Here is a 2505-nt window from a genome sequence, read left to right as displayed (position 1 = left end):
GGCCAGGCCCCCTGGCGCCAGCCCCAGTCCTGCGGTTCCAGGCGCCTCCTCGGAGCCTTCAAATAGACTCTGCATCCCCACACAAATACCCAAAAAAGGCTTGCCAGAGGTGATGTGCTGCCGTACCCCTTCCTCAAAACCCGAAGCCTGAAATACTCGCATCACCTGTCCAAAGTGGCCCTGCCCCGGCAATACCAGCAGGTCGTGACGGCCTACCTCGCTGGGGTCAGCCGATACGGTGACCCTATAACCCGTGGCTTGCAGGGCCTTGGCTGCGCTGTGCAAATTGCCCGAACCATAATCAATCAGGAGGGTTTTCATACCTCGTAGCAGAGGCGTGTTGCCATACGCCCCTACAAAACCTCCTTGGTGCTGGGCAGGTCGCTGCGGGAGAGTCGGGTGGCTTGATGTAGCGCTCGAGCCAACGCCTTGAAGGTGGCCTCAATTACGTGGTGGGCTTCACGGCCCGCCAGCAAACGCACGTGGAGGGTCAGTCCAGCATGATTGCATAACCCGCGCAAAAACTCGCGCAGATGGTACGCATTAATGCTGCCTGCACTGCCTTCGATGGCCAGTTCCTCGGGCACAAAGGCCAGGTGGCTGCGCCCAGACAGATCCAGCACCACACTGACCAGCGTCTCGTCCATGGGCACACTGGCCTCGCCGTAACGCTCGATACCCTTGCCATCCCCCATGGCTTGCTTGAGGGCCATCCCGAGCACAATCCCCACATCCTCGACCAGGTGATGCACGTCTACCACCAGGTCGCCCCTGGCCTCGAGGCTCAGCCCAAACCGTCCATGCCGCTGTACTGCGAAGAGCATATGATCAAGAAAACCCAGACCCGTCGAGATCACCCCACCCTGCGCTACATCCAGGTTCAGGCTCAGCTTGATTTGGGTTTCGGTAGTATTGCGTTCGATGGTTGCACTACGCATTGGACACCTCAGCAAACGAAAAAGCTGCATCCAGGAAGCGCTGGTTTTCCTGCGGCGTACCGATCGAGACCCGGATACAACCTTCTAAGCCCAGGTAGTGATCCTGCCGTCGCACCAGGATACCTTGTTGCAGGAGTATCTTGAATGCGGCTACCGCACCGGGTGTGCGAATCAGAAAGAAGTTGGTCTGGCTGGGATATACCTTCCAGGTAGGGTGTTTTAGCAGAGCATGGAATAGCTTTTCCCGCTCCGCAACCATGGTCTGCACGATTCCCTGCACGTAGCCAGGCGACTCCAAAACTGTGAGGAGAATCTGAGCGGTGTGACCCGGCAGGCCGAAGGGGGGCACAAAGTTCTGGACAATGTTGCAGACCTCTGGCGAGGCCAGCAGATAGCCTGCGCGAATGCCCCCCAGGCCCCAGGCTTTGGAGAAGGTACGCAGAATTGCCACATTGGGATTGGTTCTAGCCAGCGGTGAGTAATCGGTTTCGGAAAACTGGTGATAGGCCTCGTCCATCACCAACAGCCAGCCCGTCTGGGCTGCTTTATCGGCCAGGTGGCGAATATCCGCTTCGGCAAAGAGCTGGGCTGTGGGTGCATGTGGATTGGGCAAGAACAGAACGCCCGGATCGGCATTCATAGCCTCGAGCAGGGCCTGGGCAGGCAAGCCAAACCCGGCCTCGAGCGCAATGGCCTGGTAAGGCGTGGCCGAAGTTCTGGCCGAGAAAGCATAGTGCGGAAAAGAAGGGGCAGTATCCAGCACCCGCCCGGCGGCTTGCACCAGGGCCTGAATCAGCAGGTTGGAACCAGGCGCGACCACGATCCCCTCCATGGGCCAGCCCAGGTACACCGAGAGCCGCTCGCGCACATCCTCGGCATGTAGATAGGGGTATCGGTTGAAATCCAGAGCTTCCAGGCGCTGCATCACCCGTAGTTTGAGTTCGGCGGGCAGATCGTAGGGGCTCTCATTCTGATCGAGCTTGATGGGTGCATTTAGCTTTTTGTAGGGGTAGCTGGGCAGTCCCTGTAGATGGGATTTGAAAGCCTTCACTCCCCGATTGTGGAGAGTCAAGAGCCTGGAGTCAAGGGTTATTGCGCAACCGGTTAAAACCCGAAGAATCGGTATGAAGTACTCCCGGTTGTCGCAGGTCTAAAGTCTCAGGTCAGTTGAGTGTAGGGCCGTTTGCTTTCAGCTTTCACCTTGATACACCCATACCCAACCGTGAACCCAGCATCAATGGCCCTGCGCTGCTGTGCTTAGGCTAGGGTCATGCGAATCGGGATGGTGTGTTATCCGGGCCTGGGCGGGAGTGGCATCGTGGCCTCGGAGCTGGCCGATCGGCTGGCTAGAAGGGGGCACCAGGTTTTTTTGTTTGCCACCGAGCTTCCCATGCGCCTGCCCGAGGGTAGTCCAGCGAAGTTTGTTCCGGTTGAAGTGCCGAACTATCCGGTTTTTCCGGCTCCCCTTTACACCCTGGCACTGGCGGGGACGCTCGAGCGGGCCATCCGCGAAGAACACCTCGAGCTGATCCACACCCACTACGCTATCCCGCACGCAGTGGCTGCC

General features: G+C 58.6%; 3 protein-coding genes and 1 pseudogene. 1 reads left to right on the top strand and 3 read right to left on the bottom strand.

The window, feature by feature from the left end; translation table 11 throughout:
• The 3 genes and pseudogenes from Q0288_RS08205 to Q0288_RS08195 form a co-directional block, all read right to left on the bottom strand.
• Positions 1-321 (bottom strand): annotated as a pseudogene (locus Q0288_RS08205) (imidazole glycerol phosphate synthase subunit HisH); the annotation flags it as partial.
• A 32-nt stretch (positions 322-353) separates the two neighbouring features.
• On the bottom strand, positions 354-938 hold the full coding sequence (hisB, locus tag Q0288_RS08200) for an imidazoleglycerol-phosphate dehydratase HisB (RefSeq protein WP_299429408.1): 585 nt from the start codon (positions 936-938) through the stop codon (positions 354-356).
• A complete protein-coding gene (locus tag Q0288_RS08195; RefSeq protein ID WP_299429407.1) occupies positions 931-1989 on the bottom strand; it encodes a histidinol-phosphate transaminase in 1059 nt (352 codons plus the stop codon). Before Q0288_RS08195 ends, hisB begins: the two co-directional genes overlap by 8 nt.
• A 219-nt stretch (positions 1990-2208) precedes the next feature.
• Here Q0288_RS08195 and Q0288_RS08190 point away from each other — a divergent pair.
• Positions 2209-2505 (top strand): glycosyltransferase (locus Q0288_RS08190; protein WP_299429406.1); only part of this gene is annotated, 297 nt, incomplete at its 3' end.

The organism is uncultured Meiothermus sp. (assembly GCF_937863175.1).
Taxonomy (GTDB): Bacteria; Deinococcota; Deinococci; order Deinococcales; family Thermaceae; genus Meiothermus.
Note: the sequence above shows the minus strand (reverse complement) of the source record. Positions and strands in the feature narration are given on the sequence as shown.

What these genes read in the sequence shown, in the direction of transcription:
- hisB (WP_299429408.1), bottom strand. Translation starts at nt 938, where the DNA reads ATGCGTAGTGCAACCATCGAACGCAATACTACCGAAACCCAAATCAAG.